This is a genomic window from Psychrobacter namhaensis, assembly GCF_016107545.1.
Taxonomy (GTDB): domain Bacteria; phylum Pseudomonadota; class Gammaproteobacteria; order Pseudomonadales; family Moraxellaceae; genus Psychrobacter; species Psychrobacter namhaensis.
In genome coordinates, this window is record NZ_JABASS010000002.1 from 55,029 (window position 1) to 80,795 (window position 25,767).

A 25,767-nucleotide genomic window follows, 5' to 3' on the forward strand; every position below is an offset into this window, starting at 1 on the left:
AACTTAGCCAAAAAATGAGCGATAGCCTTGTTTTTTAATTTCTTTTATCCAAAAAAGTTTAACATATCATGACGTATTTAGCGCCGCGGCAAGGGTTGTTTGCCATTATTCTTCTGGTTAGTTTTTGTTTACAGACTCTGCTATTGGTCATCAGTACAGATCAGCAGCTGAGCAAAAGTCGTGCGTTAAAAGGCGAGCAGATGGTCGCCCAGCTGATTGATGAAGCACGGTTGTCTTTAGAAAATAAAGACCGTGTCAGCTTAAGTGTCATTGCTAATCGCTATACTAGCGAGCAAGACGTGACACGCATATTGATTAAAGACAATAACGACGATGTCTTGGTACCTGTTGGCAACGCGCCAATGCAGCAAGGGGATACCATTCGACAGATTGCCACCAATGGCGATGCGGTGATTGGCAGTGTGTCGTTGACGCTAAAAGATATTAGCAAAGGCGAGATTATCGCCATGCAATGGCCGTTTGTCATCGGTTCCATGCTACTGCATTTATTACTTTGGCTGATTTATGGTTATCTTGCTCGTCCAACCAAAGAGCAGATCAATGCCCTAAGCCGTGACATTCAAGACTTGCATCGCGAGCAGTATATGCAGATTGACCCGCGAAGCTATGATCGTGACTTTGAACGTCGTTCAACGGATAGAGACACGGTCGGTTCTACTGAGAGCACAACAGACAGTGAGACAACCCCTATGCACAAATTTGATGTGCACAGTGAAGTGAATCAATATTTAAAAACCCAGCAAAATCAAAACGGGGCGAGTGATACCGGTGGCGCTAGCGCCAGCACTACTGAAAGTGCAACTGCAGAGCGCACGGATCATCAGTCAGCCAGCAGACAAAATGAGATAAGCAGCGCTAATGCTAGCTCTAAAGATAGTAGCGCTCATAAGTCTAGTAGCGCCTCTCGACTGTCTGCCACCCGCTCGTTTGACAGTGTGAGAGTGCAGATTGTGTTTCATGATGAGTTCAATATGCTTGAGCGTCTGGCACCGGCTCAGCGTTTGCCTTATCTGGCGTTATGCACACAGCTGTTGAATCAAGCGGTGACCGAGCTACTCAAGCAGCCACTATTGCTGGGTGTGAGCGTGATGAATGAGCCACGTTTTGAAGATAATGGCGCAAGCGTGTTGTTAAAAGCGGACAACAGCCATGCAAAAGTTGCGCTCGCTGGTGTGATGCTTGGCAAACTGTACTTAATGCTCAACAAGATTATCCATGATAAGCATATTGAGCTGTCACGTTTTGCCTTGCCTGCCAAAGCGGGGGTCAGTGATGACGCGCAGTCAGAGGCGATGACGCAACTGCTACACAGTATCGGCAAAAAAGAGCAAATGCTGATCTTACTACCGAATGCAGGTACCAAGCAGATCAGTCACCATGTACAAGTACATAGCGTCATGCGTCCGACAACCGTCTATGAGCGCGAATGTGCCATATTTGATGGTGGTAATGATGCGATGATTCAGCGTTTAGCGGATGTCCGTAACGCCGTATTAATGGTAGAAAATGATGGCGAGTCATCTACTTAACCACACTGGGGCTTAGTGGTTTATACACAATTGTCTGCTGTAGGACTGGTATCGTTATGTTGGCTCTGAATACAAAATAGGCCATAGTGATAAAAAGGATTGACAACGCTTAACAGAGACTTTATAAGGCATATATATATTGATGTATTATTAATACCCTTGCTAAAAAAGATAGGAGTTTTTCATGAGTGACGCTGATATTGACGACGATTTTGATGATGATTTTGTCGACGATGATGATGCAAAGATGGTGGAAGAGGCCGAAACGAGTGTACGTACACGCTTAAGTAGCCTAGAGAAGCGTCGGTTGATTGACAACTTGCTAGAAGAAAAGCGTTTGGCCAAAGAGCTAAAAGACGATCTAGATGATATAGACAACTTCGATGAAGATGGCGATGACTGGGATGACGATCTTTAGGCGTTAGACTCAGTTGTGATGGCAGTGAAGGTAGCCAAGTCATGTAAGCCGACTAACGCGCTTTATTACTGGATATTTATCTGGCTGCGCTAAGCTGATGGTGTCCTATTTGCCACTTTTTACAGTTGCTAGTAACCCGCTCTATTCAATGTTCTTACTTTATAATGGTGGTTTGGGTGTTTATCCAAACGACCTTTATCCTCAGATTTTCCGCTATCCTGCATTCATCCAATCATTTATTGCGACTGACGCAATCCATCTATTAAGGACCACTACCTCATGAGTAATCAACTAAGCTTCGATGAACTACTAGACTATTTAGACAATCAAGAGAGCCAGTTTGTGCTCGATAGTGTCGCGGCCCATGGTTTTTTGACCGCGACAGTGATCGGACGCCCGTTGCCAAACTGGATGGATGCCTTATTTGAAGGTCATACCAGTGAGATTCCAGACAATGTCATCGACGGTATCCAGCGCTGGCGTGACGCTATCATGGCGGAGCTAAAAAACGAGACGCCTATCGAGCTGCCGTTTGGTGAAGACGCGGGTAACGAAGAAGTGGCGGTCGATTTTTCAGATGAGTCAGACATCGTTGCTTGGTCGATTGGCTTTGTCGATGCGATGTATGGCGATGAAGCAAGCGACTGGTTTGAGGACGAAGAGACCGCAGAAGATGTGGCTGTATTGACCTTGCCTATGATTGTGTTGAGCGGTATCGATGATGAAGATCCAGAGCTGGCTGAGATGCGTCGCGATGAAGATAAATTGGTGCAAATGGCCAATAGTATCGAAGGCAACTTAACTGAGCTGTTTTTATTGTTCCATACCAATGATTAGTATCTTTTACAGCAGCACTGACCTCTAGTCGCCGTTTGGTTGACTATTGTCTATGCTGCTAGATGCTCATGATAATCCTATTAAGTCACCGATAAGGTCGTACTATGACTGTGCAACTCTCTAACCTCGAGCACTTGCCTAACTATCAGATCACCGAGCGCCTCGATGTGGTGTACGGTAGTACCGTGCGCTCAAAGCATGTCGGCAAAGACTTGTTTGCTGGGCTAAAAAACATCGTCGGCGGTGAGTTGACGGCTTATACCGAGCTGTTAGAAGAGTCGCGCCAAGAGGCGATAGACCGTATGATTATTAAGGCCGAAGCGTTGGGTGCGGATGCCATCGTTGGTCTGCGTTTTTCGACATCTAGCATCGCTCAGGGTGCCTCTGAGTTGTTTGTCTACGGTACCGCTGTCAAAGCCGTGCCTATGTCACAGCAATCCTATCAAAATCCGCCAAATGATGGTCAACAGCCCACCATGCAAAATCCAGCACCTGTGCCGACGGATGATTTGCCACGTTTCAATCCTTTTGGTTAATGAACCGAGCTTCAAAGCATTGATGCTTTTTACGATAAGAGACGTGCCATGAATAACTCCCTCACTCAAATGCTCATCAACTATGCGCCGTTTATTTTATTGTTCGCCGCTGGTTGGTTTTTTGGGTCGCGTCATGAGCGTCAGCATTTAGCGCAGCTGCGTGTTGCAGAGCAAGCGCTTGGTGATATTGTGGTGTCAAGCGAGCGTTTTTATCGTCCCACACTTGCCGCTCATAGTGAGGGCGAGTTGGTACTGGGCAGCGTGGTCATCGGCCAAGATTACTTTAAAATGATTGTCGCGCGCGTGCTCAGTCTGTTTGGTAAAAACCTGACCACCTACGAGACGTTACTAGATCGTGCCCGCCGAGAGGCTATCGTACGTATGCGTACTGATGCCAAAGCCAAAGGTTATAACCATATTTATGGTTTACGCCTTGAGGTCACCAATGTCAATCAATTGGGCAGCATGGTAGAAGCCATTGCTTATGGGACGGCGGTTATCAGTAGCGACACAGCCAGTAGTACGACAACGGTCCCTCCTCATCTCACTACCTAGAACCCTGGCTATCTAAACTGCCTATCCCCGCTTATGTTATCCATTGTGAAAGATCCTTTCTTTATTTGACTGATGAGTAGTTGAATAAAGCAAATAATAGACTTTGACAGCGATATACTTACTTTTCTTGTACTCGTGTTTTTAGGATACGTATAGAGACGTCTCGTCTGAAAATAATACAGTATGAAAAACTCGATGGTATGAGAGACGAGTTGTACGAAAACGCTAATGACGTCGATGGCTTTTATCCAAACTATCAGCAGGATTGGCTGGTAGCCCATCACGGCATTGTCATAAACCGACCCAAAAGCGGGTCTTATCTACATGGATGTAGTTATGGAAGGTCTTGAGATAGTCACGTTAGTAAATTCAGTCGTCATTCCCATTTCTCTATTTTTTATCATGATGGGTATGGGGTTGAGTCTTGTTGTGAACGACTTCAAACGCGTTCTAAAGTTTCCCACAGCGGTTGGTATAGGTCTCACCAATCAGCTAATCATGTTACCGATCATTGGGTTTTTGTTAGCCAACATTATGCCGTTGTCGCCAGAGTATGCAGTAGGGGTGATGCTTCTTGTTCTGTGCCCAGGCGGCACAACCTCCAATTTGTTCACGTATTTGGCCAAAGGCGATGTTGCGCTGTCGGTTACCATGACGGCTATTGCTAGTGTCATTACGGTCTTTACGATTCCTGTGGTGCTCAGTTACTCCTTGATTCATTTTATGGGGGCAGGTAGTGAGTTTCAGTTACCAGTCGTAAAAACCATGCTTACCTTGATATTATTGACCATCGTGCCGATCTGTATTGGCATGATTATCAAGCGCTTTGCTCCTAAAGTCGCTGAAAAGTCACAAGTGTATGTGTCAAGATTTGGTGTGGTGTTTTTGGCGTTTTTGGTTTTGTTTTTAGTTTATGTCCAACGAGATATCATTGTTGGCTCCTTTATCGAGGTAGGGCCAGTATCCTTGTTACTAAATGTCTCAACCATGGCGCTGGGTTATTACACCAGTAAGTGGTTCGGATTGAATTTGGCACAAAGAACTTCTGTGACGCTAGAAGTGGGACTGCAAAACAGCACCTTGTCTATATTTATGGCGTTGACGCTATTGTCCAGCTACCCAATGTCGGTCACGCCTGCTATTTACACGTTAATCATGTTCCTGACGGCTGGCATTTTAGTCAGAGTGTTTAGTGCTAAATATAATAAGCGGAAGAGGTCTGAAGTAGAGAGTAGCGTTTTGGCCGCACGTCGACTTTAGATAAAGCTGGCATATACTTAGCGTAATTACCGCGATTGGTCGAGCCGTCATCTTGACCCGCCACATTGCCCCATAATAAGTTTATAACGTCTAAACTTGTTATGGGCGATAAGTGCTTCTATGGTCAGGGACTTTGGACGTCATAACCTCAATCAAACCCTAAGGCCGTCGGCCGTGTACGTGGGTTCTGGCGTCCGCTCTGTCATTGGCGGTTTGTTCTTTTACTTTTTCGACGTCAAATAAGAAGGTGCGGTTTTTGAGTACCGCGACAAACACCACGCCACCTATCGTATTACCGACCAATATCACTGCTAAAAACAGCAAATAGCGCCATAAGCTAACCGTGTTGCCATATAACAGGGCTGAAAATATCTCGATGTTACCAATGATACTGTGGTGCAGACCCAAAAACCCAATACTGCCAGTGATAACAGTGACTAAGACGATGCGGCTTAGGGTGTCGCGTGCTGAGGTCACAAGCCATGCGGTGACGCCCATCATCCAACCGGCCAATATGGCACTGCCAAATATGACCCACCATCGAAACCCCAAAATGTGCTCGGCATAAGCGTCAATATCACTCGCGCTAAACAGCTGCATATTTAAGCCCAAGCCAATCATCAAAGCGGCAAATAAACAACCGCCAACGACGTTACCCGCGATAACAATGCCCCAAAGACGTAGCAGCTTGTTTAAGGGTTCGATGCCATTGAGGACAGGTAGGCTCAAAAGAGAGGTTTGTTCGGTAAACAGTAGCGACTGACCAATCACCACAATGATAAAACCGATGGGATAAAGGAGCGAGGCAATCACAAGCGCGTAGTGATTGGGCAGCACGCCACTGAGTAGAGCAAAAGCGGATAAAATCATAAAAAAACTGATGCCAATCTCTAAGCCTGCGGTCAAGGCACTGGTAAATAGTGATCCCAGCGAGCGCCCAAAAGTTTTTTTGGCGTCCATTGCCTGCTCAACCAATATACTGGCATGGCTTTTTGCTTGACTCAAATTGTCATCGTGGGCGACCTTTTTGATGGTTTCTTTGTCTTCTTTGCTGATCTTTTCAGAGAAATCCTCATCTTCTAAATGCTCAGTGGCTTCGGTGTCTTCTAGAACGTCGGTATCATCTAGAGCACCAGCATCACTATCGCTTTTATCCCTGTCCTCTTTATCCCTATAATCGAAATCAGATTTATCTTGTGGCATAACGTCAGCGTTATACTCATGATTGCTAGCATCGTCAATGGCGTGCTTGTCGTCGACACTGTCAGTCTGAGAGTGGGTTTTATGCTCGGTATCTTGGGGCACGGTCAGCTCGCTGTTTATCAGATAATGCTGTTAGTAGAAAGACATCCACTATATTCTATAGCGTGACTCACATTTTATAGCATGGCGACGACTTATTTTGTTGAGTGTTCAGTCGATTGGGGTTGTTAATTGTTTAATGCCGCTTTGTCACGCTGATAAATTGCCATAGCATCTAACAAAATCTGGCTATCTGCGTTAAAATCACGGTATTAATTATTTCGCCTATTATGCAAATTTTTGTTTAACCCCATTCATTATTAACAAAAGACAATTTTACTATGAGCACTCCTAATACCAAGGCCAACCTGACCCAATCCATTCAAGCTGCCTTAAGCCAACTTGAGCACGCTTACAATCCTGCGGAGATCGAGGCCGGCATGTATCAAGGCTGGGAAGAAAGCGGTTACTTTAAGCCAAGCTTTGATAAAGACGAGTCGTTCTCTATCGCGCTGCCACCACCGAACGTCACAGGCTCGCTGCATATGGGCCATGGGTTCAATAATGCCATCATGGATGCACTCACGCGTTATCACCGCATGGATGGCGACAATACCCTCTGGCAGCCGGGTACGGATCACGCGGGTATTGCCACGCAAATGGTCGTGGAGCGTCGCCTTGAAGCGCAAGGGTTAAAACGCCGTGATATGACACGCGAAGATTTCATCGATAAAGTGTGGGAGTGGAAAGAAGAGTCGGGCGGCAATATCACGAGCCAAATTCGCCGTTTGGGCAGCTCGGTTGATTGGTCGCGTGAGCGCTTTACCATGGATGATGGACTGTCCAATGCGGTAAAAGAAGTGTTTGTCCGTCTGTTCGATGATGGTTTGATTTATCGTGGTAAGCGCCTCGTGAACTGGGACCCAAAATTCCAAACCGCGCTGTCTGATCTAGAAGTCGAAAACCACGACGAAAAAGGCAACTTATGGCATTTCCGCTATCATTTCACGGATAAAGACATCACCACTCAAGATGGCAAAAACTATCTGGTGGTCGCGACCACGCGTCCTGAGACCTTGCTTGGTGATACGGCAGTGGCAGTCAATCCTAGCGATGAGCGGTATGCACATTTGGTTGGCAAAACCATTACGTTGCCCATCACTGGTCGCGTCGTGCCTATCGTTGCCGATGATTATGTCGAAAAAGACTTTGGCACAGGCTGCGTGAAAATCACCCCAGCGCATGATTTTAACGATTATGAATTGGGTCGTCGTCATAATTTGCCGTTGATTAACATCCTCGATGAGCGCGCCAATATCTTACCCGCGATGGAAGTTTACCCTGATCTGCAAACGCGTGAGCCTAAGCTTGAGACCACACCTAGTGACCATTTAGGTAACAGCTATGCAGGGCTTGAGCGTTTTACGGCGCGTAAATTTTTAGTGGCGCAAGCAGGCGAGGAGGGCTGGCTAGAAGACATCGAAGACTATGCCCTAAAAGCGCCGCGTGCAGAGCGTGGCGGCACCATCGTTGAGCCGTGGCTGACCGATCAGTGGTATGTGGCGGTGAATAAACTGGCCCAGCCTGCGATTGATGCGGTAGAAGACGGCAGCATTGAGTTCGTCCCAGCCCAGTACAAAAACATGTATATGGCATGGATGACCGACTTACAAGACTGGTGTATCAGCCGTCAGCTGTGGTGGGGTCATCGCATCCCTGCGTGGTATGACGACGCAACGGGTGAGATCTATGTGGCGCGTGATGAAGCCGAGGTGCGCACTAAGTACAATCTAAGCGACGACGTGACATTGCGTCAAGATGATGATGTACTCGATACGTGGTTTAGCTCGGGTCTATGGACATTTAGTACGCTTGACTGGGCAGATGTGAACGCTGATCCGCGTGTGCTAGAGACCTTTCACCCAACCAGCGTGCTCGTGACAGGTTTTGATATTATCTTCTTTTGGGTGGCCCGCATGATCATGATGACCATGCACTTTGTGAAAAACGAAGATGGCACGCCGCAAGTACCGTTTAAGACCGTCTATGTGCATGGTCTGGTACGTGATAGTAATGGTCAAAAGATGTCAAAGTCAAAAGGCAACGTCTTAGATCCGATCGATTTGATCGATGGTATTGAGCTAGAAGCATTGGTCGAAAAACGCACCAGCAATATGATGAATCCCAAAGACGCGGCTAAGATTGAAAAGCAAACCCGTAAAGAGTTCCCAGAAGGCATCCCCGCTTATGGCACCGATGCGCTGCGCTTTACTTTCACCTCCTTAGCCAGTACTGGTCGCGATATCAACTTTGATCTAAAGCGTGTCGAGGGCTATCGTAACTTCTGTAATAAAATCTGGAACGCCAGCCGTTTTGTCCTCATGAACTGTGTCGATGGCGAAGGCAGTGCCAAGCCTATCGACCAGACTGCAAACCCTGACGTATGGGAATTACCAGAAAAATGGATCATGAGCCGTCTGAACTCAAGTATTAAAGACATCCATCAGCACTTTGCCCAGTATCGTCTCGATATGGTCAGCCAGGATATCTATGAGTTTATCTGGAATGAGTACTGTGACTGGTATGTTGAGCTTGCCAAAGCCAGCCTAAATGATGACTCGGTGTCGGATGAGCGCAAAGCGCAAATCCGCTATGTGCTCCTGCACGTACTCGAGACCGCGCTACGCTTTACGCACCCAATCATGCCGTATCTGACCGAGCAAATCTGGCAGACCATCGCGCCGCTACTTGGTCGTAAAAACACCGACAGCATCGTGGTCGCGAGCTATCCACAAACCGATGACAGCCAGATCAGTGAGCAAGTTGAGGCGGATATGGCGTGGCTACAAGAGTTGATCGCGAGCGTCCGTAACGTCCGTGGTGAGATGAAACTAGGTAATGCGGTACGTCTGCCTGTGCTCCTACAAAACGTCTCTCATGATGAAGAAGCGCGTCTATCACGTATCAAAAACCAGTTTAAAGTGCTTGCTAAAGTCGAGAGCTTAGAGATCGTCAAAGAAGGTGATGAGGTGCCACTGTCATCATCAAGTATGGTCGGGCAGCTACGTGTCCTCGTACCAATGAAAGGGCTAATCGATCCTACGGCTGAGCTGGCACGTTTGGGCAAAGCGCACGAAAAGCTACAAAAGCAAGCCGACGGTATCGCGCGTAAGCTGGGTAATGAAGGCTTTGTCAGTAAAGCGCCAGTCGAAGTGGTCGATGCTGAGAAGGCAAAATTGGCTGAGTTAGAAGGGCAGTTGACCGCGATGACCGCGCAGATGGAGCAGTTAAAGGCGTTGTAAATAAAGCGTAAATATCTATAGTAATAAAAAACGCTGTCACACTTGTGATGGCGTTTTTTATTGTTCATCACTTAACATTTTTTACTCTCCGTATTGCCCAATATTTGTATGCTAGAATAAAGTTAATATTATTAGGCTAGTTTTCAGGAGAGTTCTTTATGGCATTTTTGACTTTACAAGAAGTGCGAAACAAAGCTCGTAGTAAAACATCTACTGGACTTGAGTCAAGAGAAGCTCTAAACAGACAGTTTCAGTTCGATAGTATTAGTCCAGATAAAACTTACGATATTTTCTTATCACATGCATTCCTAGATGCTGAAACAATCTATGGTTTAAAAATCATTTTAGAGGAAGCAAAGTTTAGTGTATATGTAGATTGGTACGAAGATTCACATCTCGATAGAAGAAAGGTAACTAAAAAAACAGCAGAGATAATCAGAAAACGTATGAAAAGTTGTAAGTCACTGATATGTGCCATTACCGAAAATTCTGGAGATTCTAAGTGGATGGTGTGGGAGCTTGGGTATTTTGATGGATTCAGAGGTAAGGTTGCAATATTGGGGCTTACCGAAAATAGTGAAGATGGTTTTCAAAGTCAAGAGTTTTTAGAACTATATCCATTTGTAGAGCGTCATGACCTTGGTCTGGTGATGAAAGACGATCCTACTAAGCCTGCTAAATTACTCAGAGATTGGGTTAAATTCTAAAGGAACATAACTAGTGAAAAAATACTGTTATCAGTTGATAATACTGGGAAAAGATTTTGGTATAAAAAATGAAATTATTGAGATTTTTCAAAGAAGAGTAGAAGATTTAGGTATAGATTGGAGTAGTTTTATTATTATTGATAATGAAAATTGCGAAGAATATACAGACTCTAGTCCAGCTTTCTGTATATATCTAGGAGCTAAAACAGACGACAACAACTTTACCGACTCAGATTTTTTGACTCAAGTAACTAAAGATGCTTCGCTATTATTACCTGTAGTACAAGGAACACTTGATAATTTTGGAGACTGTATTCCTGAGATCTTAAATAACTACAATGGTATCAATCTTAGCGAAGAAGATAGAAATCAAAAGATCGAACAGATTGTAAATAATATTCTCGAAGGATTCTCTTTACTTAAAAAGAATCGAAAAATTTTTATAAGTTATAAGCGGAATGAATCTACCAATGTAGCTATACAGTTGTATGAGAATTTAGAGAAACATGGTTTTGATGTGTTTCTTGATACTCATAGTATTAGGAAGTCAGAGCCATTTCAGGATGAACTATGGCATCAAATGGCTGACAGTGAAATAGTGATAATTTTAAATACATCAGACTTTCTAGGCAGTTATTGGACACAACAGGAGCTGGCTACAGCAAGCCAGTTATTATTAGGTATTGTGATAATCTCATGGCCTGAAAATTCTGATGTCATTGCTAAACATGCACAGATATCATACCCCTTAAAGGTACAAAATAGTGACTTCGAAAACAGCTATATACATAGTACGTTGAAAGAAAAACCTCTCTCTAAAATTATAGAAAGTGTTGAGAGTATTAGAGCTAGAACTTTGGCTTCAAGAAGAGATAACTTAATTAGCAATTTTATGAAAATGGCTGAGGAGGAAGGCTACCAAGCATATCTTGATAGTTACAAAATAATTTCTATGGTTAAAAATGATAAAGATATTATAGTGATACCTGCAGTAGGCATTCCCAAATCACTAAATTATGAACTCTCTTCAAGCTTTGTTGAAGAAATTAAAAAGAAGAAGTTTGAGAATATATTTATACTTTATGATGCAACCTGCGTTCGAGATTTTTGGTTGAGGCATTTGAAGTGGTTAGACAGTAGTTTAGTGATAAAGTCATTAAATATCTTAGAGGTGCCAACATGGATAAACAATTAAAACAGATTTTTTTATCTGCAAGTATTCCATTAGTGGAACGTAATCCTTCATATTATGAAACAGCCGATGTGATTGCTATTCGAGACTGTGTTAGTAGTTTAGCCAAAATCATTTTACCTAATTTTCGTCTAGTCTGGGGTGGCCATCCATCCATTACACCTTTAATAAGCTCAGTCTTAGAGAGTATAGATGTAAATATTAAAGAGCACGTACATCTTTACCAGTCAGATTATTTCAGACCAACGTTTCCTGTAGAGAATGAGTCATTTTCTGAATCTCTTATTATTACGGATAATATTGGTAGTTGCGATGAAAGCTTGGCTTTGATGCGCGAAAAGATGATTGTTAATAATGACTTTATTGCTGGTATTTTTGTAGGTGGCATGGAAGGGGTAGAAGAAGAATTTGAATTGTTTACCCAGTCTAATCCTAAAGCTATGGTACTTCCAATGGCAAGTACAGGAGCTGCTGCGTTAGGAATTTATGAGAATGGCAATTTTGATGATTCTTTGAAAGATGACTATGCCTATATAGCTCTATTCTATAGATTATTTAAGGATTATTTGTGATGGCTAAAAAGATTTTTATATCGTATAAACATAGTGATAATAGTGTTTACCCTTTAAACAATACGTGGAGTTTACAGCCAGCTACAGCACGTGACTATGTTAATATAATTGAGTTACACTTTAAAGATACTGGCGATCATATATATAAGGGTGAGAGGGGCAATGAAAGCCTTGCAGAATTCAAAAGAGATACCATTAGGGGTAGATTGGCCGATAAAATATACGATAGTACAGTCACTATAGTTTTAGTATCTCCAAATATGAAAGAATGGATAAGTTTAGAAAAAGACCAGTGGATACCGTGGGAAATATCATATTCATTAAGAGAAAAAAGCCGTAGTGGTATTCCAAGTAAACCTAATGCAATTTTAGCAGTCATATTGCCAGATAGACATAATAATTATGACTACGTAAAAGCTGCGAATTTTGGATTTAATATTCTAAGAGTTAACCAAAATAATTTAAAACATCACTATCCAGCGCAAAGACTTCGTAATGGATGTTCTAGTTCCTATATCTTACAGCCAACATGGAAAGAGTTTACAAGTAACTATAATGGCTGGATTGAAGCTGCTTTAGAAATAAGGCAGAACATAGATAAATATGAAATATCGAAGTCTGTTGATCAAATTATTTTAAACTCTAAAAATCGTTCCAGCTCTCGCTGATAGCGGTTTTTTAATATCAGTAATCAGTCTATTACCTTTAAAGAAATAACACGCTAACGTAAGAAACACCATAAACCATCTCACCATCGGACAACGCGCGCCTTTAAGCAACCTTGCTATTAAGACAGCGCGCCAATCACGCTCAATTTTATCTGCTAAAGCCCGATAGAGATGGACATGTTCTAAAGCCACTTACCCAACCACTAACCAAACATACCTATTTATTGCAAAAACCTCGTAAAAATAGTCTTGTAGCATCTGTGGTGATATTGCATGCTAAATGTCCTATATAGGGAGTTATCGCAGGCAGCATGTTAGCCGCTTAACCTCTATGTATTAATAGCCGCCATTTAACATCAGCCACTTAATACGATCCAATGACATCATTTATGAGCCAAAACAAAAAAGTGTTTTATTATCGCCCAAAGACCAATCAATCCACTAGTCCGACAGTACGTTGGACGTTTGTGACACTCGGTTGGATATTTTTTGTATTGGGGATCATAGGGGTGCTGTTGCCCGTGATGCCGACCGCGCCGTTTATACTGCTAGCAGCAGGGTGCTGGGCGCGTAGCTCTAAGCGCTTTCATTTTTGGCTGATTAATCATAAATACTTTGGTAAATTTATTCGTGATTGGGAGGATCGCCACGCCGTACCGCTGTATGCTAAGTGGCTGGCAACGATCATGATGACCCTATCCACCGCCATGTTATTTTATCAGCTGCCTGCTGACATGATATGGGTGGCATGGCTGGTAGCGACCGTCTGTAGCGGGGTAGCAGTGTATTTGTTCCGTTTACCAAATGCCTAAAATGGTTGCAATTAGGGCCAAAAATAGCGAAAAATCGGCTTCAGTTACATGAAATATGAGATAAGGCTTGCGATAAGCGGCTGTTCCCCTTATAATACGCTCAAGCTTAAGAGCAGTTCTGCACCAAATCATTACCTCGTAGTATTAGTTATAATCCTTCGTTTTAATATTTATCGTTCAGTAGCTATTTGCAAGCGTTACCGGTCACTAGGCCATTAAATAAATTTAAAAGTAGGATTATCAATATGTCAGATACTCAAAAAGGTACAGTTAAGTGGTTCAACGAAGCTAAAGGCTTTGGTTTTATCGCTCCAGAAACTGGCGCAGACGTTTTTGCTCATTACAGCGAAATCACTGGTTCAGGTTTCAAAACTTTGGCTGAAGGCCAAGAAGTTGAGTTCACTGTAACTCAAGGCCAAAAAGGCCCACAAGCACATAACATCGTTGCTATCTAATTTGTCTTTTATAGATGAATAATTAGATAAACAGATGTATAAAAAACGGACCTTCGGGTTCGTTTTTTTTGTCTGCGATTTAGGGGTAGCAGCCCATAGAACTAACAATGCCTACAACCATCGCGATGGTCGTAGGCATTGTTAATGTTGAATCATAACAAATAGATCAGTGGTAGTAATATACTAAATCAAGCTAACCGCAATATTGATCAAACCCCCACCAAGGATAAGCCAAGCAAACATCATGGCACCCAAAATCAGCGGCTTAATGCCAGCTTGTTTGATGGCGCTTAAGTGGGTGGTCAGACCGAGCGCAAACATGGCCATCGTAAGCAGCACATCATCGAGCATGACCATACTACGCACCAATCCTGCATTCATCGGTACCCAAGTGTGTACTAGCACGACCGCAATAAAGATAAAGGCGAACCACGGGACTTTGACCTGTTGTATACGCTTTATGAGTGAAGGCCGATCACTATCGTCAATATTGTCGCTATTGTCTGTGGTTAAGGCAAAAGACAGCACAAGCAAAAAAGGCGCCAGCATCATGACCCGTATCATCTTGGTGACGACCGCCGTGTCACCAACCTCGGTACTGATAGCGTTACCAGCCACCACCACTTGTGCCACTTCATGTATGGTTGAGCCAGTATAAATACCATACTGCTGAGTGTTAAGCCAAGGTTGCAGCCAACCCAGATGATATAAGAAGGGGTAGAGGAGCATAGCGATAGTACCAAAAACCACCACGGTTGCCACGGCGATAGTCACCTTATGCGCTTCCGCTTTGACGACTGGCTCTGCGGCTATCACCGCGGCGGCACCGCAAATACTGGCACCTGAGCCAATCAGTAAGGTTGTCTGTTTATCGACCTTTAGCCATCTTGTGCCTAGCCAATAAGTGAGTAAAAAGGTCGATGTCAATACTAGGGCATCCGTCATAATCGCAGGCATACCTACGCTTGAGACTTGTGTCAGTGTCAGCTTAAAACCATAAAACATGATGGCAAGGCGCAGTACCTGACCTTTAGCAAAGCCAACGCCCATATTTAAGCGATCAGCAAAACTAGGGTAGATGGTATTGCCCAATACCATACCCAGCAAAATCGCCAGCGTTAAAGAGGACAAGCCGACAACCCGTCCGTCTGTCCAAACCTCTAGGCTCATATCCAGCCACAAACAAAACAAACTGCCGACAAGTACCACCACTAACCCAGCCAAATGGCGGTTATTTGGGCAATAATGGGTCACTGTTTGGGCTAAGGCGTGCATGACTGTCTGTCCTATTGTCTAAAATCTAAATAAGCATAAGCTTATGAATAGACAGTATAAGCCACCACAAACTATAATAAAAACAGATTAATAAGATAGAAACTATCGAATTTTTAGGTAAAATATAATAAAAACAACTGAAGGTCGTATAAAACATGAAGAAAGCAGTGCAAACCTTACCGAAAATTACGCTAAAGCAGTTATCCGTTTTTGTCAGTGTTTACCAGACGGGTAGTACCAGCCGCGCCAGTGAAGCGCTACACCTATCACAGTCAGCGGTCAGTAGCGCCTTGACGGAGCTAGAATCAAGGCTACAAATGCCGTTGTTTGAGCGGGTCGGGCGCCGGCTCAATCAGCATCCCAATGCCCATCCTATTTACGTGCAGGCGCAAGCGATCTTAGGGCAAGCGCTGACGCTGGAGCACTATCATAAGTACCAAGCAGGGCAGATTCATATTGGCGCCAGTACCACTATTGGGAACTACGTGTTGCCGCCGCTGCTGGCTAAGCTATATAAGGCGCTACCAGATGCGAATGTCGATATGTATATTGCCAATACCCAAGAGGTGGTTAGTGAGGTTGAGCAATTAAATATTGATATCGCTTTAGTGGAAGGGATGCCGCGCCCAACAGACATGAAAGCCATTGAGCAACGAGCGTGGCGGACAGATACCTTGATGGTCTTTGCCAAACGCGATAGTCAGTGGTTGTCAGGATTGGCCGCGTATCATGCCGATGAGCACTGTTATGAGCTTAATATTGAACAGTTGGCACGGCTGCCACTATTGGTACGTGAAGCAGGATCGGGTACGCGGCAAATTATCGATGAGCAGTTGCTCAAGCATCTACCCCATGCGGAGGTCGTCAGGGCTATTCAACAGTCGGAGGCCATCAAGCACATGGTCAGTGCCGACATTGGTCTTGGCTGTCTGTCGCAGCATGTGATTGAGACAGAACTCGCGGCAGGAAAACTGATACAAGTAAAAGTGGCGGGTATCGATCTGTCACGGACATGGTGGCTGGTGTGGCACAAAGCCCGCCATCAAAGCCCCATTTGGCAGACGTTTATTGATATTTTGATAGCAGAGTGATGGTCAAAATCGCCTGTTAAAAAGCGTCCCATAGTCGGTGTCTATACGACGCTTTACACAGGTAAGCTTTGAGGACGCTTTACACAAGTAAGCTTTGAGAACGCTTCATAAAGGTAAGTTGTGATACAAGCAACTAGCTGAAGCGTTATGTCTTAAGAGATTTACATGTCAAGAGCTTTATATTTTAAGCTATTTTATACTTTAAGCTAATTGGAAACTGGTTTGTCCAATCTAACCACTAAGCTGTCACAAGGCACGTTTGGCAAGATATTATCCGCTGTGGCACCGCTCAGCCAGGCAACAATGCCATGGCGTTCATGACGACCAATCACCAATAAATCAACGTCGTGTTTGTGGCAGTAATTGACGATCCCCTCGCTATTCGAGATGGCGGTGGTCACTTCAGAATTGACGGCGTGTAACTGGTTGCGCTCCAAAAACTGCGCCAGTTTAGCCCGTGCTTCTTGGCAGCGCTCGTCATCAATTTCATCGTATAGGCTAGAAGCGGGAACCAATTCATAGCCAAAGCCAACCATGGTATCTTTGACAATATGCAGTACCGATAGCTTGGAACCGGGACGGTTTTCAACGATACGCTTGGCCTTTTGAGCGACGATATCGGCATCGGACATTAAATCGGTGACCAATAAAATATGCTGGTAACTCATGAGCGGCTCCTTGTAACAGATGATTCTAACTATAGCACTACTGATAGCCGCTGTTAAGTAACATCATTAAACTGGGACAAATGAATATATGTAGGTTGCAGGTGGCGTCTTTTTGACAGTAGGCCTTTCTTGCTTATCTTTTAGAGCGTGCCTTGACTTATCAAACGCTTAGCCCCATCTAATACCGTTAGGCAAATTCCTATTGTTCGATGGAGCACTGCCACGAAATATGTAGCCATTAAATAAGAATATTACCCAAAAAGTTACTTAAAGATCTTTGTACATTGATGGATATCGATGACGGATCAAGTGGCTTATTTTGTACTCACTATTTTTACGTTTTTATTCATTATTGGTTTTTAACCAAGTACACCATACGATGTGCCACTTTTTATCAGCGTCACGTGAGTATTGGTTGGGTTAAAAACGCTTTATAAGGAACACTATGACTGACACGCTATTTACTGCTGACTTGACCCTGCATCCTGCTTTTGAGCTGATTGAGCATCGCCATATTGAGGCGCTTTCGATGGATGTGTTGATCAGTCAGCATGTTAAAACCGGAGCGATGCATTATCATTTGGCACACCCAAGTGATGAAAATGCTTTTTTGGTGGGCTTTCGTACCCAGCCTATGGATTCAAAGGGCGAAGCACATATTTTAGAGCATGTGGCTTTGTGTGGGTCTGAGAAGTTCCCTGTCCGTGATCCGTTCTTTTCGATGATTAAGCGCTCGCTCAATACCTTTATGAATGCGATGACTGCTGCTGATTGGACCGCGTATCCGTATGCCACGCAAAACAAAAACGACTACTTTAACCTGCTGGCCGTGTATTTGGATGCGTCATTTTTCCCCAATATTCATCCGCTTGATTTTGCCCAAGAAGGCATCCGTGTTGAATTAGACAGCGAGGACAAGCCGCACTTTAAAGGGATTGTGTTTAACGAGATGAAAGGCGCGATGAGCGGTGAGATTGATCAGCTATATCACGCGGTTGCCCATCATGTGTTTCCAACGACCACCTATCATTATAATTCGGGCGGTGATCCTGCGGATATTCCCGACTTGACGCACCCTGAATTAGTAGCGTTTCATCAAAGCCATTATCATCCCTCAAACAGCGTGATTATGAGCTTTGGTAATATCCCTGTCGCTGAGACGCAGGCGAAGATTCATGAAGATGCTTTAATCCAGTTTGAAGCAGGCAAAAAACACGTGTCGCGTCCAGAGCAGCGTCTGTCTGCACCGATTAGTGCAACCGACACTTATACCGCTGACGAAGCCGGTCCCGATCAAACGCACCATGTCGTTGCTTGGCTGCTGCCGTCTATTACCGATCCCAAGCAGCGTTTGGCGCTACGTTTATTAGAAGGGGTATTGGTTGAACATGCTGGTTCACCGCTGCGTGCTTATCTTGACAGCCATCCGCTGGGTAAAGCGCCAAGTCCGCTGCTAGGACTCGATGACAGTCATTATGAAATGGTTTTTTATACCGGACTACGTGGTTCAAACCCTGAGCACGCCGAAGCGGTCGAGCAGGGCATTATAGACTTGCTTGCTGACGTTGCTAGCGCACCAATTGATGATGAAACGATTGAAACCATCTTGCATCAGATAGAGATTGATCAACGCCATATCGGCGGCGATAGTGTTCCTTATGGTCTAAATTTAATGCTAGAAGGCTTTAGTACGGCTATTCATGATGGCAATCCTATCGACGTCTGGGAAGTTGATGAGCATCTACAATGGTTGCGTGAGCAGGTCGTCGATCCGCAATGGCTGCCCAATTTAATCAAAACGCATTTGCTTGAAAACAACCACCGCGTCCGTGTCACATTGACACCAGACAGTGAAAAATCAGCGCGATTGGCCGCAGCAGAGCAAACTCGCCTTGATACCATCGCGATGGATTTGACCGCTGATGATAAAGATATTTTGCATAAGCAGGCGTTGGATTTGGCTGCGCGCCAAGCTGCCCCTGATGATCTAAGCTTGTTACCAAAAGTGGGTTTAGAAGATGTACCAACGGACATTAGCTTTAAGCAAGGCTCGCAAAAAATGGTGCGCTTAAGTGGTCAAGACAGCACCTTGTTTGAGTATGAAGCAGGCACCAATGGTATCTACTATTATCAAGTCATCGTCCCATTGACCGATGCAATTGGTGAGGCTAACAACGATCAGTTACCAGTGAATGATGTCATTAATCACCCATTACTGCCTATTTATTTAAGCTTGTTGTCAGAGCTTGGTACCGACTCACTCAGCGCGCATGAAATGCAAGCCAAGCAAGCAGCGCACTCGTCAGGCGTGACAGCGCGTATCAGCCAACGTACCAATGTCGATGACAGCCAGTCTATTAGCAGCTATTTTGTGGTGGCAACGCGGGCGCTGAACCGCAAACCTGAAGCGATTGATCTGCTAAAAGAAGTCATGGAGCACAGTGTCTTTACTGAGCATGACCGTATTAAAGAGATTTTGCAGCAGCGCCAAGCGGGCTGGCAATCTAACCTTGCGGGCTCAGGGCATTCTTATGCTATGCAAACGGCCAGTCGCGGCATGAGTCGTCAAGCACAGCTAGAGTATGTACGTAGCGGACTTCCGGCACTCAATGCGTTGAAAGATTTCTTAACCCATGCCAGTACTGACGATGCCCAATGGGATAAGCTTGCGACAGGCTTGATGGATCTGCATCAGCGTCTCATTAGTCTGCCGAAACACGCTGTGATTATCTGTGAGGCTGAGCAAAGCGAGCGTTTGAGTAACTTAATTTTGGAGAGCTGGAAAGACAGTCGTGCCCCAGCGCTGGCAGAAAAACTAACCAACACTGATAATGCCATTGACGCCAATATCCCAAGCGAGTTTGCAGACTTACACCTAAATGATGTTGAGGGTGAGTCAGTAGCGGTTGAAGATTTAGCCTGGCTGGTACCGACCAACGTTTACCATAACGCCAGCGCTTATACAGTGCCAGCGGCTGACCATCCTGATACGGCTGCCTTGATGGTATTAGCGCCTTATCTACGTAATGGCTATTTGCACAGTGCCATTCGTGAGCGCGGCGGCGCTTATGGCGGCGGTGCTGGTTACGATGCCAATGCTTGTGCCTTTAAATTCTTTAGCTACCGTGATCCACAGTGTGCTGAGACCTTTGCTCACTTCGATGCCAGTATTGAATGGTTGTTAAATGAGCCGCAAACGGACGAGCAGTTAGAAGAAGCTATCTTAGGTATTATCTCAGGTATGGATAAGCCTGGCTCTCCAGCGGGTGAGGCGATCAAAGCGTGCTTTGCCAACTTGCATCATCGCGGGGCAGACTGGCAGCGTAAAATGCGGGCAGCAATCTTGGCGGTGACCGTTGCTGATTTACAGCGTGTTGCCAAGCAATACTTACAAGGGCAAAAGCACGTGCGTGCGGTCTTAGCGCCATATGACAAAGAAGCTCAGGTAAAAGAGCTTGGCTTTAACGTGTGCAAAATTAAAAGCTAAAAATCTACGTTGATTTGTGTGGTATAAAAAACCGCCGCTTTCAAGATAAATAGTGAAAGCGGCGGTTTTTATTTTTCATCGTGATTTTTTATTGTTCACTTTTAAGCCATTACTTTGTTATCAGATAATTTGCGACAGCTTGGAAAGCAGGTATTGATGTCGGATCATTTTTGCCATTGCTGGCATCAGGATGCGAGGCAAAACGGACGATGACCATGTCGGCCGCTGGGTCCACATAAATCCTTTGACCATGGACACCGCGAGCCGAATAGACGGGGGTGGGATTGTCATATGACCACCACATGCTTTTATAACTGCCATTTTTGAGCTGTTTATAATCGGCTTTGGCAAAGGCATCCTTGTCGCCGCCAGCTTCGATATGCTCTACTACAGCGGCTGGGAACAAGCGCTTGCCATTAATGACGCCTTTATTTAGCATGAGGCTACCAATGCGTGCCATATCGTGCAAGCTTGCACTGATACCGCCGCCGGCAAACGGCGTACCTTTAGCATCAACGGTCATGTAGGCGCTTTGCTCTGCGCCGATTTTTTGCCAGATGCGCTCAGAGAGTAAGTCATCGACTGCTTTGCCAGTGGTGCGTGCAATGATCCACCCAAGCGTGTCGCTGTTGATGGTCTGATAACTAAAGGCATCACCATGCTCGCCTTTTTTCTGAATCGTTTGTAGGTATTCAAAATAGCCATTAGGACCGGTGTAGCCCTTAGGCTTTGGTAGCGGACTGGCGGCTTCTGAGTACTGCCAAATATCAGCATTGGGATCGGCGTAGTCCTCGCTATAGTCCAGCGCTGTCGTCATATCCATGACTTGGCGCACGGTTGCATCACCAAAGCCGCTGTTCGCCAGCTCAGGAATGATAGAGGCCACCAACGTTTTATCATCAAGCTTGCCTTCGGTTACAAGGATTTCTGCCAGTAAACCCGTCATGGATTTGGTCATCGACATCGCAGCATGTTGTCCTAGCTCATTGAGGCAACCGTTTTGGCGCTCATTCATACACCACCTTGCCATGATGCAGGATCATAATACCATCTGTATAGTTGGCATCTAATGACTGTCGCCATGTCATTGGGCGATTACTGCCAGTGGGGATAAAGGGGATGGCATCGATGTTTTTATCCAGCTCATAGCTGAGCTTGGACGGCGCACCGATACCGCGACTGACTTCGGTAGTCGGCATCAGCTCACGGATATGACAGACTGTCCAACGTAGCTTTGGAAAACTAAAAAAATCAGAGGATGGCTGCGCTATCAGCTTATCAGCTGGTGGCGGAAAGCCTTGCATCCACCCAAGCGTTTTTGGGTCTGACTCTTTGGCAGTGAGACGTGAGTCGTCTGCATGGCTTATGGTACTGATACTGGTCAGGGTCACGGCGATGGTCAGCGGTAACAGCGGTAAGGCGCGTTGCAACAAGGTCAGCATGATATTCTCACAAGTCAGATTGAGCCGTTAACGTCAGGCAATAAAAAAACCATTCTAAGAGACAACACTAAGCATGTAGCATAATTCTTATGAATGGCTTTTACCAACGACTTTTGTAAGGTATTTTGTACTTATAGTACGATGTTAATAGCGTTTGATGCTTTGATCTTTGCCGATGTAGTCTTGATGAATGGGGAACTTATCTAAACTGTCGAATTGCTGACGGTCTTCAAAATAGCTTTTTAAGGTGCGGCGCACGGCCTCAAAGGCAATACTGTCCCAAGGAATGTCTTCTTCTGTGAATAAAGCACAGTCCAGGCTTTCAGAGCCAATACCGTAAGCCCCGTCTTTTAGCTCGGTTAGGTAGATACTATAGATTTGACCGATATCAGGAATGTCATACAGGCAGTAGAGGTGAGGATTGATAACGACCGCCTCTGCTTCTTCATAGCTCTCACGCGCTGCGCCTTCTGCCATGGTTTCACCATTCTCCATAAAACCGGCAGGCAGGGTCCATAAGCCGTATTGTGGCTCAATGGCACGCCGACACAGGAGCACACGGTTTTTATGGACGACAAGTGAGCCACAAATCACTTTTGGATTTTCATAATGGATGTAGTGGCAATTTGGACATACCAATCGCGGTATATTATCTGTGGCTGGTATTTTGCGTTCTGCTTCATGACCGCATTGTAGACAATAGCGCATATCAACTGCCTTATGTAATGAGAAAAAGTGATGGGGTTATTTTAAGCGTTATAATGCTTCTTCTATTTATATAAGTTCTATAAGAAGAGTGAGACGTTAGCTTATCAGGCTTTTATCTGACAAATAACTGGCTTTAAGCTTAAGATAACACAAATTCTCACCGTACTGACATGGATGACAAAAACAGCACATTTTTACGATATTAGTGTTTGGTATTTTTGTCAGATAAGGGCGCGTACAACAGGCAGAGCAACTCAGTCACAGAAAGTATATGCAGTCATCGCCGGTTTGCGCTAGGCTTGAGTAGGCGCAAATACTGATGACCAATAGCGAGGCAATCTTTGCGAGCAGTCATCGATTCTGCTCTGCATTTTATTGAATGAGAAAATGTTATCCACTAGCACTTCCTAAATAGTATTCAATAACCTTAACTACTTGACCATGATATGTTTTATTTTTGAGGTTTAGGTGATAGATAGTTTATCGTAATGAGGTTAAACACGGATAAAAATACAGGGCAATTATAATGCTACTCCCACCGCAATCTATAAGTTTTGATGAGTTATCAGTCGCTGTGCCCACGTTTATACGTTATCCTACGCTCAGAAAACTGGCTGAGCGAGTACAGCACGAGACGTTAAATGCCGTGACCAGCCCAGCGTTATATGACGCCCACCACACATCGCATAGTGCGCGCATCTTAGACAGCTTATATCAAACACCGATTGCAGACGCGTCGGTATTGGTGGCGATTACTCATGAACGCCACCCGAAGCTGCTCCTGACGCGCCGTGCTGCGCATATGAATAGCCATGCTGATGAGGTGTCTTGTGCAGGGGGTAAGTATGAGATAAGTGATGGTAATAATGTCATCACAGCGCTGCGCGAAGCCTGCGAAGAGACGGCGCTCCCACCCAACAAAGTCCAATTGCTTGGTCAATTGCCCATACAAACCTCCAAAAGTGGCATGAGTGTACGCCCAATTGTGGCACTCATTGCGCCAGATTTGATATTGGTGCCCGAACTAGGAGAAATCTCACGCATATTTTGGGCAGATTTTGAGTCGTTACTCACTCAGCCTACGGTAGAGTATGCGGTAGAATACACGATGCAAGACCAGACTGCGACCCTGCTAACGCCCAGCTGGCAAGTAGATGGTGAGACAGTGTGGGGTCTGACAGGACGAGTCATTGCAAGCTTATTAGAAACTGGCTTTGATCGGCAGCTTGAATGGTATTACCGTATACAAAATACCCGTCTATAGAGAATATAAATTGATAGTCGATCATGCCAAGCCATGAACACGCCTGCCTAGTGTGGCGTTATGATAATGGCTGTGGATGCTATGGATAATGCCTAAGAACCCTCTATTTATTTATAACAATATTCGGACTGATGGTCCCTCCAAATAAAAACAGCGTTCAGAAAAGGCATTCTGCTGGTATAAGTTTTCCTCGTGTACTGTGCCGTTGCGGGCAGAAGCTTTAAAACATCATCCCACAGCCCTGTATTCTGTTACTTATACTCACAGCATTGTGCTTTTACTTATAATAATCATCGTTTTTCTTTAGCCACCAGTTCATATTGTCTTGGCGTTTGGCGCGAAACGCTTCTAATTTTTTATCAATACTTTGATTGTGCTGCCGGGCAGTATCAAGCGCAAACAAGATGGGCACGGAAGACAGTACGCCAAACCGTATCTTTGATTTTGGTAAATCCAAGCCATCACCAATGTCATCACCGACCAAAGTACGCGTCACGCTGGCATTGACCATCTCAACGAAGCGCCCTCGGCGATTGTCCTCACCCATGAGCTGGCGCGGTAAGTCGTGCAAGGCTTTTGCCAGTGGCTGCCCCATTTTAAAATTAAGCTGCTGAATGGATAGATACGTATATAGCCACTCCCAACACGCCGCTTCAACCTTCGGCAAGCGCTGTAGATCAACGCCCATCCAATAGCTGGCAAGATTCCACAAATGCAGAATACCTTCAGCTTCTTCCTTGCTAATGCGCGCACCAAGCAGTCGTAGCCCGCGCATGATCAGCAGCGAAAACTGCAAGTGGGTGGCAATCATATCAGTCTGGTTAATTGGTACACCCCAATAGGCCGTGTTCCAGCTGCCATCAGGATTGTGGTGCTGATCGGCCTCTGTTAGGTCACCTTTGGCTGCATTGCCTTTCCCGTTGAGGAGGTTTTGACGCACTAAGGTGTGAATTTGCCGCACCTTGATAGACTGACGCCAGCCTTCAGAGCCAATGGCCACTACTTGCTCGATAGGTTTGCGTCCATGGCGCGTGCTCATATTCGATTGAGGGTGCTCAGAGACAGCTAAGATATAAGCATAAGTACGCATCAGGCGCGGCAAGGCATCATGCATCAAAGCGCCAGTTTGAATCAATGGCAGCGAGAGGGCAGGAATACTGTACCCTGCCATCAGGGCGACGTTACGCAAGAGCCAAATTAGCATCAGCGGGTAGCGTCGATAGGCGACTGCACCGATCTGGGCAAGCTTAGGATCGAACCAATCAGGATGACTGCCAAACTGCTCGGTTAACGCGCAAAAAGAGGGGTTGTTTTTGAGGGTGTGATTGAAGCCGTTGTTAATAATAATTTGCTGTAAGGGTTTTGCAAAACGAACGCCCTCAGCCGCCAAAGCATCTGCCAGCGGGTCGCCAATATCGTAACCGGCGACCATCTCATTTAATAATGCTTGAGAGATGACAAAGTCTTTTGGCAATAAATAACGTTTGATCCGCTTTAGTACTTGCAGGTCGCTATGGTCGTCAATAGCGGTGGTACGATCATGACGCTGATAGGCATCTGTCGATTGATGGTGCTGATGATCAGTGTCGATACTTTTGGGCATGATGTTATTCTGATCCATGTTTATCAAGTAGCCATGTTGATCAAGTACTCTTATTTATCAAACAGCCTTTATCCTCTTGTATTATAAAACAAAGAGCTACTTAGCCATTGATACGCTGGCAAG

The 25,767-nt window shown here is 45.0% G+C and carries 23 protein-coding genes; 16 read left to right on the forward strand and 7 right to left on the reverse strand.

Features of this window, described 5'->3' with window-relative positions:
• The first annotated feature begins 68 nt into the window (after positions 1–68).
• The 6 genes from JFC06_RS02125 to JFC06_RS02150 all read left to right on the forward strand — a co-directional run bounded on the left by JFC06_RS02125 (position 69) and on the right by JFC06_RS02150 (position 5,156).
• Positions 69–1,550 (forward strand): hypothetical protein, encoded by a 1,482-nt coding sequence (locus tag JFC06_RS02125; protein ID WP_193006731.1) that lies wholly within the window; start codon positions 69–71, stop codon positions 1,548–1,550.
• Between the two features lie 184 nt (positions 1,551–1,734).
• Positions 1,735–1,968 carry a PA3496 family putative envelope integrity protein gene (locus JFC06_RS02130; protein ID WP_021815424.1) on the forward strand — a complete coding sequence of 78 codons (234 nt, stop codon included), beginning with the start codon at positions 1,735–1,737 and terminating at the stop codon, positions 1,966–1,968.
• Positions 1,969–2,247: 279 nt separating this feature from the next.
• On the forward strand, positions 2,248–2,805 hold the full coding sequence (locus tag JFC06_RS02135; RefSeq protein ID WP_198333811.1) for a UPF0149 family protein: 558 nt from the start codon (positions 2,248–2,250) through the stop codon (positions 2,803–2,805).
• 104 nt (positions 2,806–2,909) lie between these two features.
• Complete coding sequence (locus tag JFC06_RS02140; RefSeq protein ID WP_193006733.1) at positions 2,910–3,341, forward strand: YbjQ family protein; 432 nt, start codon at positions 2,910–2,912, stop codon at positions 3,339–3,341.
• 48 nt (positions 3,342–3,389) lie between these two features.
• Positions 3,390–3,896, forward strand: a complete 507-nt coding sequence (locus JFC06_RS02145) for a YbjQ family protein (protein WP_193006734.1) — start codon at positions 3,390–3,392, stop codon at positions 3,894–3,896.
• Positions 3,897–4,232: 336 nt separating this feature from the next.
• Complete coding sequence (locus tag JFC06_RS02150) at positions 4,233–5,156, forward strand: bile acid:sodium symporter family protein (protein ID WP_193006735.1); 924 nt, start codon at positions 4,233–4,235, stop codon at positions 5,154–5,156.
• Between the two features lie 159 nt (positions 5,157–5,315).
• On the opposite strand, the gene JFC06_RS02155 is transcribed toward JFC06_RS02150, so the two are convergent.
• Positions 5,316–6,461 carry a formate/nitrite transporter family protein gene (locus JFC06_RS02155; RefSeq protein ID WP_193006736.1) on the reverse strand — a complete coding sequence of 382 codons (1,146 nt, stop codon included), beginning with the start codon at positions 6,459–6,461 and terminating at the stop codon, positions 5,316–5,318.
• 278 nt (positions 6,462–6,739) lie between these two features.
• On the opposite strand from JFC06_RS02155, the gene JFC06_RS02160 reads away from it, so the two are divergent.
• From JFC06_RS02160 to JFC06_RS02190, 7 genes are all read left to right on the forward strand, one after another.
• Positions 6,740–9,700, forward strand: coding sequence for a valine--tRNA ligase (locus tag JFC06_RS02160; RefSeq protein WP_198333812.1), 2,961 nt, complete (start codon positions 6,740–6,742; stop codon positions 9,698–9,700).
• A gap of 158 nt (positions 9,701–9,858) precedes the next feature.
• The gene (locus tag JFC06_RS02165; protein ID WP_198333813.1) at positions 9,859–10,407 is read left to right on the forward strand and encodes a toll-Interleukin receptor; all 549 of its coding nucleotides are present in this window, start codon (positions 9,859–9,861) and stop codon (positions 10,405–10,407) included.
• A gap of 13 nt (positions 10,408–10,420) precedes the next feature.
• Positions 10,421–11,602, forward strand: coding sequence for a TIR domain-containing protein (locus tag JFC06_RS02170; protein ID WP_198333814.1), 1,182 nt, complete (start codon positions 10,421–10,423; stop codon positions 11,600–11,602).
• The gene (locus JFC06_RS02175) at positions 11,587–12,171 is read left to right on the forward strand and encodes an SLOG domain-containing protein (RefSeq protein ID WP_198333815.1); all 585 of its coding nucleotides are present in this window, start codon (positions 11,587–11,589) and stop codon (positions 12,169–12,171) included. The genes JFC06_RS02170 and JFC06_RS02175 overlap by 16 nt, the downstream gene beginning before the upstream one ends.
• On the forward strand, positions 12,171–12,839 hold the full coding sequence (locus tag JFC06_RS02180) for a TIR domain-containing protein (RefSeq protein WP_198333816.1): 669 nt from the start codon (positions 12,171–12,173) through the stop codon (positions 12,837–12,839). The genes JFC06_RS02175 and JFC06_RS02180 overlap by 1 nt, the downstream gene beginning before the upstream one ends.
• A 389-nt stretch (positions 12,840–13,228) precedes the next feature.
• On the forward strand, positions 13,229–13,651 hold the full coding sequence (locus JFC06_RS02185) for a YbaN family protein (RefSeq protein WP_193005230.1): 423 nt from the start codon (positions 13,229–13,231) through the stop codon (positions 13,649–13,651).
• A 245-nt stretch (positions 13,652–13,896) separates the two neighbouring features.
• Positions 13,897–14,106 (forward strand): cold-shock protein, encoded by a 210-nt coding sequence (locus JFC06_RS02190; RefSeq protein ID WP_010201661.1) that lies wholly within the window; start codon positions 13,897–13,899, stop codon positions 14,104–14,106.
• A 183-nt stretch (positions 14,107–14,289) separates the two neighbouring features.
• On the opposite strand, the gene JFC06_RS02195 is transcribed toward JFC06_RS02190, so the two are convergent.
• The gene (locus JFC06_RS02195) at positions 14,290–15,381 is read right to left on the reverse strand and encodes a YeiH family protein (protein ID WP_198333817.1); all 1,092 of its coding nucleotides are present in this window, start codon (positions 15,379–15,381) and stop codon (positions 14,290–14,292) included.
• A gap of 155 nt (positions 15,382–15,536) precedes the next feature.
• On the opposite strand from JFC06_RS02195, the gene JFC06_RS02200 reads away from it, so the two are divergent.
• On the forward strand, positions 15,537–16,472 hold the full coding sequence (locus JFC06_RS02200) for a LysR substrate-binding domain-containing protein (protein WP_198333818.1): 936 nt from the start codon (positions 15,537–15,539) through the stop codon (positions 16,470–16,472).
• A gap of 206 nt (positions 16,473–16,678) precedes the next feature.
• Here the strand turns inward: JFC06_RS02200 and JFC06_RS02205 are convergent, their stop codons facing one another.
• Positions 16,679–17,140: a universal stress protein gene (locus JFC06_RS02205; protein ID WP_193005233.1), complete on the reverse strand. Its 462-nt coding sequence runs from the start codon at positions 17,138–17,140 to the stop codon at positions 16,679–16,681.
• Positions 17,141–17,585: 445 nt separating this feature from the next.
• On the opposite strand from JFC06_RS02205, the gene JFC06_RS02210 reads away from it, so the two are divergent.
• Positions 17,586–20,627: an insulinase family protein gene (locus JFC06_RS02210; protein WP_198333819.1), complete on the forward strand. Its 3,042-nt coding sequence runs from the start codon at positions 17,586–17,588 to the stop codon at positions 20,625–20,627.
• Positions 20,628–20,736: 109 nt separating this feature from the next.
• On the opposite strand, the gene JFC06_RS02215 is transcribed toward JFC06_RS02210, so the two are convergent.
• The 3 genes from JFC06_RS02215 to JFC06_RS02220 all read right to left on the reverse strand — a co-directional run bounded on the left by JFC06_RS02215 (position 20,737) and on the right by JFC06_RS02220 (position 22,777).
• Positions 20,737–21,642 carry a serine hydrolase domain-containing protein gene (locus JFC06_RS02215; protein ID WP_265088172.1) on the reverse strand — a complete coding sequence of 302 codons (906 nt, stop codon included), beginning with the start codon at positions 21,640–21,642 and terminating at the stop codon, positions 20,737–20,739.
• Positions 21,635–22,069: a hypothetical protein gene (locus tag JFC06_RS12320; RefSeq protein ID WP_265088171.1), complete on the reverse strand. Its 435-nt coding sequence runs from the start codon at positions 22,067–22,069 to the stop codon at positions 21,635–21,637. Before JFC06_RS12320 ends, JFC06_RS02215 begins: the two co-directional genes overlap by 8 nt.
• A gap of 144 nt (positions 22,070–22,213) precedes the next feature.
• Entirely contained in the window at positions 22,214–22,777 is a 564-nt protein-coding gene (locus tag JFC06_RS02220; RefSeq protein ID WP_198333820.1) for an NUDIX hydrolase, read from the reverse strand.
• A gap of 526 nt (positions 22,778–23,303) precedes the next feature.
• On the opposite strand from JFC06_RS02220, the gene JFC06_RS02225 reads away from it, so the two are divergent.
• The gene (locus JFC06_RS02225; protein WP_198333821.1) at positions 23,304–24,041 is read left to right on the forward strand and encodes an NUDIX hydrolase; all 738 of its coding nucleotides are present in this window, start codon (positions 23,304–23,306) and stop codon (positions 24,039–24,041) included.
• A 277-nt stretch (positions 24,042–24,318) separates the two neighbouring features.
• Here JFC06_RS02225 and JFC06_RS02230 read toward each other — a convergent pair whose 3' ends face one another.
• A complete protein-coding gene (locus JFC06_RS02230) occupies positions 24,319–25,662 on the reverse strand; it encodes an oxygenase MpaB family protein (protein WP_198333822.1) in 1,344 nt (447 codons plus the stop codon).
• Between the last annotated feature and the right edge of the window lie 105 nt (positions 25,663–25,767).

Excerpts from the sequence above, each read along its gene's own strand:
- JFC06_RS02125 (WP_193006731.1), top strand. The coding sequence starts at position 69 with ATGACGTATTTAGCGCCGCGGCAAGGGTTGTTTGCCATTATTCTTCTG.
- JFC06_RS02130 (WP_021815424.1), top strand. The coding sequence starts at position 1,735 with ATGAGTGACGCTGATATTGACGACGATTTTGATGATGATTTTGTCGAC.
- JFC06_RS02135 (WP_198333811.1), top strand. The coding sequence starts at position 2,248 with ATGAGTAATCAACTAAGCTTCGATGAACTACTAGACTATTTAGACAAT.
- JFC06_RS02140 (WP_193006733.1), top strand. The coding sequence starts at position 2,910 with ATGACTGTGCAACTCTCTAACCTCGAGCACTTGCCTAACTATCAGATC.
- JFC06_RS02145 (WP_193006734.1), top strand. The coding sequence starts at position 3,390 with ATGAATAACTCCCTCACTCAAATGCTCATCAACTATGCGCCGTTTATT.
- JFC06_RS02150 (WP_193006735.1), top strand. The coding sequence starts at position 4,233 with ATGGAAGGTCTTGAGATAGTCACGTTAGTAAATTCAGTCGTCATTCCC.
- JFC06_RS02160 (WP_198333812.1), top strand. The coding sequence starts at position 6,740 with ATGAGCACTCCTAATACCAAGGCCAACCTGACCCAATCCATTCAAGCT.
- JFC06_RS02165 (WP_198333813.1), top strand. The coding sequence starts at position 9,859 with ATGGCATTTTTGACTTTACAAGAAGTGCGAAACAAAGCTCGTAGTAAA.
- JFC06_RS02175 (WP_198333815.1), top strand. The coding sequence starts at position 11,587 with ATGGATAAACAATTAAAACAGATTTTTTTATCTGCAAGTATTCCATTA.
- JFC06_RS02180 (WP_198333816.1), top strand. The coding sequence starts at position 12,171 with ATGGCTAAAAAGATTTTTATATCGTATAAACATAGTGATAATAGTGTT.
- JFC06_RS02185 (WP_193005230.1), top strand. The coding sequence starts at position 13,229 with ATGAGCCAAAACAAAAAAGTGTTTTATTATCGCCCAAAGACCAATCAA.
- JFC06_RS02190 (WP_010201661.1), top strand. The coding sequence starts at position 13,897 with ATGTCAGATACTCAAAAAGGTACAGTTAAGTGGTTCAACGAAGCTAAA.
- JFC06_RS02195 (WP_198333817.1), bottom strand. The coding sequence starts at position 15,381 with ATGCACGCCTTAGCCCAAACAGTGACCCATTATTGCCCAAATAACCGC.
- JFC06_RS02200 (WP_198333818.1), top strand. The coding sequence starts at position 15,537 with ATGAAGAAAGCAGTGCAAACCTTACCGAAAATTACGCTAAAGCAGTTA.
- JFC06_RS02205 (WP_193005233.1), bottom strand. The coding sequence starts at position 17,140 with ATGAGTTACCAGCATATTTTATTGGTCACCGATTTAATGTCCGATGCC.
- JFC06_RS02210 (WP_198333819.1), top strand. The coding sequence starts at position 17,586 with ATGACTGACACGCTATTTACTGCTGACTTGACCCTGCATCCTGCTTTT.
- JFC06_RS02215 (WP_265088172.1), bottom strand. The coding sequence starts at position 21,642 with ATGAATGAGCGCCAAAACGGTTGCCTCAATGAGCTAGGACAACATGCT.
- JFC06_RS12320 (WP_265088171.1), bottom strand. The coding sequence starts at position 22,069 with ATGCTGACCTTGTTGCAACGCGCCTTACCGCTGTTACCGCTGACCATC.
- JFC06_RS02220 (WP_198333820.1), bottom strand. The coding sequence starts at position 22,777 with ATGCGCTATTGTCTACAATGCGGTCATGAAGCAGAACGCAAAATACCA.
- JFC06_RS02225 (WP_198333821.1), top strand. The coding sequence starts at position 23,304 with ATGCTACTCCCACCGCAATCTATAAGTTTTGATGAGTTATCAGTCGCT.
- JFC06_RS02230 (WP_198333822.1), bottom strand. The coding sequence starts at position 25,662 with ATGGATCAGAATAACATCATGCCCAAAAGTATCGACACTGATCATCAG.